The sequence below is a fragment of the Frankia sp. AgKG'84/4 genome, assembly GCF_023242965.2.
Lineage (GTDB): Bacteria > Actinomycetota > Actinomycetes > Frankiales > Frankiaceae > Frankia.
On sequence record NZ_JALKFU020000286.1, the window covers coordinates 1 to 6,506 of the forward strand.

Sequence of the window (6,506 nt, forward strand, 5' to 3'; positions counted from 1 at the left end):
GTTGCTGGCCGTCGCGGCACGGGACCTCACCTCCGCCGTCGCCCTGGACGAGGCGACCGCGGAGCTCGCCGACCTGGCCGGCGCGGCGGTGGACGCGGCCCTCGCGATCGCCCGGGCGGGCCTCGATCCGGCGCTGCCTCCCGTCCGTCTCGCCGTGATCGGCATGGGCAAGTGCGGCGGCCGGGAACTGAACTACGTCAGCGACGTCGACGTCCTGTTCGTCGCGGCACCGCGCGAAGCCGGCGCTGGGGCCGGGGCCGGCGGCGAGCTCGACGCGGTGCTGCGCGCCGCGACGCGGATGGCCGAGGGGCTCGTGCGCGCGGCCGGCCTGGTCACCTCGGCCGGCGCGCTGTTCCAGGTGGACGTGAACCTGCGCCCCGAGGGGCGCGACGGCGCCCTGGTGCGCACGCTGGAGAGCCATCGCGCCTACTACCGCCGTTGGGCCCGCACCTGGGAGTTCCAGGCGCTGCTGAAGGCCCGGCCGATAGCCGGTGACCTCGCGCTCGGCGCCGAGTTCTGCGCGATGGTCGCGCCGATGGTCTGGACCGCGTCGTCGCGGCCGGACTTCGTCGCCGACGTGCGGGCCATGCGCCAGCGGGTCGAGTCCACGCTGTCGCGTGGGGAGGCGGAGCGCAATCTCAAGCTTGGCCCAGGCGGGCTGCGTGACGTCGAGTTCTCGGTGCAGCTGCTGCAGCTCGTCCACGGCCGGGCCGATCCGAAGCTGCGGGCGAACTCGACGCTCGGCGCGCTCGACGGGCTGGCCCGCGGCGGCTATGTAGGCCGCCGCGACGCCGCGGGCCTGGCGGAGGCCTATCGGTTCCTGCGCGGCACCGAGCACCGGCTTCAGCTGCGCAACCTGCGCCGCGTGCACACGCTGCCGCGGGAGACGACCGAGCTGCGCTGGCTCGCCCGCTCGATGGGCCTGCGCACCGTCGAGGAGTTCGCCGCGGCCCGGGCCCGGATCGCGAGCACCGTCCGCTCGCTGCACGAGCGGCTGTTCTACCAGCCGCTGCTCGAGGCGGTCGCCCGGCTCTCGACCGAGGAGATCCGGTTGTCCCACGCCGAGGCGGCGCAGTGGCTCGCCGCGCTCGGCTTCGCCGCCCCCGACCGCTCGCTGCGCCACATCCAGGCGTTGACCAGCGGTGTCAGCCGGACCGCGGCGATCCAGCGGCACCTCCTCCCGACGTTGCTCCCGACCTTCGCCGATGCGCCCGATCCGGACGCCGGCCTGCTCGCCTACCGGCAGGTCAGCGACGCGCTCGGCCGGGTGCCCTGGTATCTGCGGCTGTTGCGGGACTCCGTCGGCGCTGCCGACCGGCTCGCCCGGGTTCTCGCGACCAGCCCGTACGTGGCGACGCTGATGATCGGGGCGCCCGAGTCGGTGCGACTGCTGCGCACCGAAGCGGATCTCCACCCGGTGCCCCGCGAGACGCTGGCCCGGACCCTGCTGGCGATCACTCAGCGCAATCCGAACTGGGAGGACGCGGTCGGCCGGGCCCGCGCGGTGCGTCGGGTCGAGCTGGTCCGGGTCGCCTGTGCCGACCTGCTCGGCCTGCTGGACGTCGCCGCGGTCGGCCGAGCCCTCACCGACGCCGCCGACGCCACCGTTGCCGCGACCCTGCTCGTCGCCCAACGCCGGGTGGCTGGGGGCGATCCGGAAACGTTGCCCGCGCGAATCGCCATCATCGCGATGGGCCGCCTCGGCGGCGCCGAGATGTCCTATTCCAGCGACGCCGACGTCCTCGTCGTCCACGAGCCGGCTGCGGGCCACTCGGCGCTGGCCGCGAACCGCGCCGCCGCTGCGGTGGTGGGGGAGCTGCACCGGCTGCTCGCCGTCCCCGGGCCGGACCCGGCCCTGCGCCTCGACACGACGCTGCGCCCGGAGGGCCGCAGCGGGCCCGTCTCCCGGACCCTCGACGCCTACGCCGCCTACTATCAGCGCTGGTCGAAGGACTGGGAGTCGCAGGCGCTGCTGCGGGCGCGGCCACTTGCCGGCGACCCGGACCTCGCCTACCGCTTCTGCCGGCTCGCCGACACCGTCCGCTACCCCGACTCGCTGCCGGCGGCGGCCCTCGACGAGATCGTGCGGTTGCGCGACCGGATGCGGCGCGAACGTGTTCCCCGCGGGGTCAACCCGGCGCATCATCTCAAGTTCGGCCCGGGTGGCCTCACCGACGTGGAATGGGCGGTGCAGGTCCTTCAGCTTCGCTACGCCCGCCAGCTCCCGGCACTGCGGACCATGTCCACCCTCGACGGTCTGCGCGCCGCGGTCGTCGCCGGGCTACTCACCGAGACGGAGGCGGGCGAGCTGCAGGCCGCGTGGCTCTCGGCGTCACGGCTGCGCAACGCGGGCGCGCTCGCCGGTCGCCGCGATCCCGATGTGCTACCGACCGACCCGGTCGAGATCGAGGCGACGGCACGCGCGGCAGGCTGGCCCGCCGCCGCCGCCGCGGACCTGCTGACCGAGCTGGTCGTCGACGAGCTCGGCCTGCTGCCCGGGTTCGCGCGCCGGGTCCACGTCGGACGGGCCGTCGCCTGCCTGGAGCATCTCGGTGAGCTGGCCGAAGGGGTGCTCACCCCCCGACGGGAGGGCACGTCGCTGGTCGTGCGGGAACCGGCCGGCGTGGTCGCCGCGATCGCCGCGTGGAACTTCCCGCTGCACATGCTCGTCAGCAAGATCTCCTCGGCGGTGGTACTCGGGAACACCGTTGTGATCAAGCCGTCGGAGATGAAGCCGCTCGCCGCCTGGGCCGCGACCCGGCTGCTCGCCGAGCTGGACCTGCCGCCCGGTGTCGTGAACGTCGTCGGTGGTACCGGGCCGACGGTCGGCGCGACCCTGGTCGGTAGCCCCGACATCAACATGATCAGTTTCACCGGTTCCCGCGAGGTGGGCCGCCAGATCCTCGCGGTCACCGCCGCCACGATCACCCGCAGCGTGCTGGAGCTCGGCGGCAAGAACCCGGCCGTCCTCCTGCCCGACGCGCCGTTGGACGAGGCGCTGCCCGCCGTGCTCGGCAGCTGCTTTTTCAACAACGGCCAGGTGTGCGGGGCGCAGAGCCGCCTGATCGTGCCCCGCGCGCTGCTCGGCGAGATCGAGGAGCGGGTCGCCGCGCTCGTCGACGAGACCGTCGTCGGACCGCCGCGGGCCGCCGGCACCAGCCTTGGCCCGGTGGTCAGCGCCGCGCAGCACGAACGGGTGTCCGAGTTCATCGCCGACGGCCTGAGCTCCCGCCTGCGGCTGCTGCGCGGCGGCCTCGGGATGCCCGCGAGCATCCCGGCCGAGAACCAGGGTGGCTACTACGTCCGGCCGACGGTGTTCAGCGAGGTGCCGCCGCAGCACCGACTGGCCCAGGAGGAGATCTTCGGCCCGGTCCTGACGATCCTGCCCTGCGACGACGTCGACGAGATGGTTGCCGTCGCCAACGGCACCCGTTATGGCCTGACCGGCGCGGTATGGAGCGCGGACCTGGACCGTTCGATCGCGGTTGCCCGCCGGCTGGACGCCGGGCAGGTCGTCGTCAACGGCGGCGCGTTCAACCTGGCTGCGCCCTACGGCGGTGTGCGGGAGTCCGGCAACGGGCGGGAGCACGGCCGGGAGGGCCTGGCGGAGCTCACGGAGGTCAAGTCGCTTCAGCTGCCCGCGTGACCGGACGGGCGCGGTCACCCCGCTGACAGCGCGCACCACCCGGCCGGCCCTGAGCCCACGTCCACCTGCCTACGAGGAGCTACTGATGACCAGCGACGCCACGATTCCCAGTGACGGCGCTTCGCCCGCCCGCTCGGGCGACACGGCCTGCGCACCCCCCGAGCGGGCCGCCGAACCCACCGCCCGCGCGGGCCAGGAGGAGTTCGACCTGGTGATCCGCGGCGGCCTGGTCGTCTCCGCGGACCGGGCGGTCCGACAGGACCTGGCCGTCAGGTCCGGTCGGGTGGTGGCCGCCGGACTGGGCCTGGCCCCGGGCCGTCGCGAGGTCGACGCCACCGGCCTGGTCGTCCTGCCCGGCCTCGTCGACGTCCATGTCCATCTGCGGGAACCCGGGATGACCCGCAAGGAGGATTTCGCCAGCGGCACCCGCGCCGCCGCCGCCGGCGGAGTTACCACCGTCGTCGACATGCCGAACACGCTGCCCCCGGTGGCGACGGCCGCTGGGTTCACCGAGAAGCTCGCGCTGGTCGCCACTAAGGCGCATGTCGACTTCGGTCTGTACGGCATGCTCGGCCAGGACAACACCGGCGAGATCGCCGCGATGGCCGACGCCGGGGCGATGGGCCTGAAGCTGTTCATGGGACAGACCACCGGTGACAACCCCTGCCCCGACGACGGTGCCATCCACGCCGGCCTCCGAGCGGCCGCCGATGCCGGGCTGGTCGTCGGCGTGCACGCCGAGAACGACGCTCTGCTGCGCCGCCTCGGCCGCGAGCTGCGCGCCGACGGGCGCACCGACCCCAGGGCCCATCTCGAGGGCCGGCCCGCGGTCGTCGAGGTCGAGGCCGTCACCCGAATCATCACGCTGGCCGGGGACGCCGGCGCCCAGCTGCACATCCATCACCTGTCGACCGCCGCCGGGCTGGAGAGGGTGCGGCTGATGCGCGCGCTCGGCCACCGGCTCACGGTCGAGGTGCTGGTCGCGCACCTGCTGCTGGACGACGGCGCCTACGACCGGTACGGCAACCTGGTCAAGCTCAATCCGCCGATCCGGCCCGCCGCCGACGTGGCGGCGCTGTGGCGCGGGATCGCGGCCGGTGACGTCGACCTGATCGCGACCGACCACGCCCCGCACACCGCCGAGGAGCAGTCGGAACAGGACGTCTGGCGGGCACACGGCGGGTTCATCGGTGTCGAGACGATGCTGGCCCTGCTGCTCACCGAGGTGCACCGGGGCCGCCTGAGCCTGCCGGACCTGGTCCGGCTCTGCTGTCACACCCCCGCGCGGACCTGGCGGCTCGACGATCGCAAGGGCCACCTCGGGGTGGGCGCGGACGCCGATGTGGTTCTCGTGGATCCCACGGCGACCGGCGAGATCGATCCGGGCCGGCTGCACTCCCGTCACCCGGTGACGCCCTACGCCGGCTGGCCCACCGTCGGGGCCGTGCGCGCAACCTATCTGCGCGGCGAGCTCGTCGCGGCCGACGGCCGCGCGGTCGGGGCGCCGCGAGGACGGCACCTCACGCCCGGCCCACTGCCCGTCCGGACGGTGCGGGAACGCGCCCTCGCCAGGTCCGGACCGACCACTCCTGGTCCGTTCGGACCAGGGGAGGTCCGAGCGGAGGTGGACGGACCGGCCCGGTCGGAGGGCGACGCGGGACACGGTGCGACCGCACCGATGGCACTCGTATGAGCGGCGGATGGACCCGCGGACCGGCGCGGCCGATCTGGCCGGGCGGGCCGCCGTCCGGCGTGGACGCGATCAGCGCCGTGGTCCGGGCCTGCCTGGCGGCGGAGATCGCCCAGCTCGCTCCCGACCATGCCGGGCCGGACACGCCCCGCATGTCCTCGAGAACAGATCCACAGCGAACCGGTCCGCCGGGCCACGAGCTGCCGGGCCTCGACCTCCCGGGCCTCGACCTCCCGGGCCTCGACCTCCCGGGCCTCGACATCGGCGCCATCGGGACGACGGCGGCGCACGCCGTCGGCAGCCCGATGCTGGCCCGCGCGGTGGCCGACGCCGGTCTCGCCGTCGCCTCGGCACGGCACTTCGCCGATCCGGCCGCGCTCATGGCCGATCCCGACTGGCGCCTCGGCGTGGTCCTCTCGCCGTGGAAGCGGACGCTCGCCGCCGAACTGCCGGCGCTGTCACCCTCGGCGCGGGCCACGGGCGTCGTCGACACCGTGCTTCGCACCACCGTTGCCCGCGACGCCTCGCAGCACGGCACCGGTCACGTCGCGGGCGGTGCCGACGAGCCCGGCGCGATGCTCGGCGTCAACACGAACTCGTGGGCGGCGCAGGTCGTCCTCGAGCTGCTCGCGGCCGGTCGGGCCCCGGCCGAGATCGTGCTGCTCGGCGCGGGCGCCTCCGCCCGGTCGGTCGCCCTCGGAGTGCGCCGGGCCTGGCCGCGGACCGACCTGGTCATCAGTGCCCGGGCGGCGCCGGCTGCGCGGGAACTCGCCGCCGTCGCCGGCGCCCGCGCGGTCCTCGCGGACGAGCTGCCGGCGCTGTTCGACGGCCGGCGGCGCGGTCCTGCGATAATGGTCAACTCGACGACCTGGGGTGAGACGGCGCAGTCGCAGGCGGCTCCCTTCGCCTTTCCGGTCGAGGCTCTGCTCACCCCGGGCGGGGCCTTCTTCGACCTCAACAACCGGCTGTCCGACCTGCAGGCGCAGGCGTTGCGAGCTGGGTGCACGGTCAGTTCCGGCACCCTCATGCAGCGCGCGACCCATGCCTGCCGGGCGGCCCTCGTCCGCGAGACCCTGGAACTGGAGGCCGTGTGAGCGCCGAGCAACCGCCTCGCTCCGGCCCCGCCGCGAGCGCCACGGCGGCCACGGGCGGCTCGGCGGGTGGCAGCGG

Annotated in this window: 3 protein-coding genes and 1 pseudogene; all 4 read left to right on the forward strand. The window is 74.6% G+C overall.

The window, feature by feature from the left end:
- A pseudogene (locus tag MXD58_RS16975) lies at nt 1–2,467 on the forward strand (bifunctional [glutamine synthetase] adenylyltransferase/[glutamine synthetase]-adenylyl-L-tyrosine phosphorylase); the annotation flags it as partial.
- A gap of 24 nt (nt 2,468–2,491) precedes the next feature.
- A complete protein-coding gene (locus MXD58_RS31715) occupies nt 2,492–3,646 on the forward strand; it encodes an aldehyde dehydrogenase family protein (RefSeq protein WP_250609538.1) in 1,155 nt (384 codons plus the stop codon).
- 85 nt (nt 3,647–3,731) lie between these two features.
- Nucleotides 3,732–5,339, forward strand: coding sequence for an allantoinase AllB (gene allB / locus MXD58_RS16985; RefSeq protein WP_248836357.1), 1,608 nt, complete (start codon nt 3,732–3,734; stop codon nt 5,337–5,339).
- Nucleotides 5,336–6,430: a hypothetical protein gene (locus tag MXD58_RS16990; RefSeq protein WP_248836358.1), complete on the forward strand. Its 1,095-nt coding sequence runs from the start codon at nt 5,336–5,338 to the stop codon at nt 6,428–6,430. Before allB ends, MXD58_RS16990 begins: the two co-directional genes overlap by 4 nt.
- Nucleotides 6,431–6,506: the final 76 nt, after the last annotated feature.

Bases quoted from the DNA above. Each gene is read 5' to 3' on its own strand.
- MXD58_RS16990 (WP_248836358.1), top strand. From the start codon at position 5,336: ATGAGCGGCGGATGGACCCGCGGACCGGCGCGGCCGATCTGGCCGGGC.
- allB (WP_248836357.1), top strand. From the start codon at position 3,732: ATGACCAGCGACGCCACGATTCCCAGTGACGGCGCTTCGCCCGCCCGC.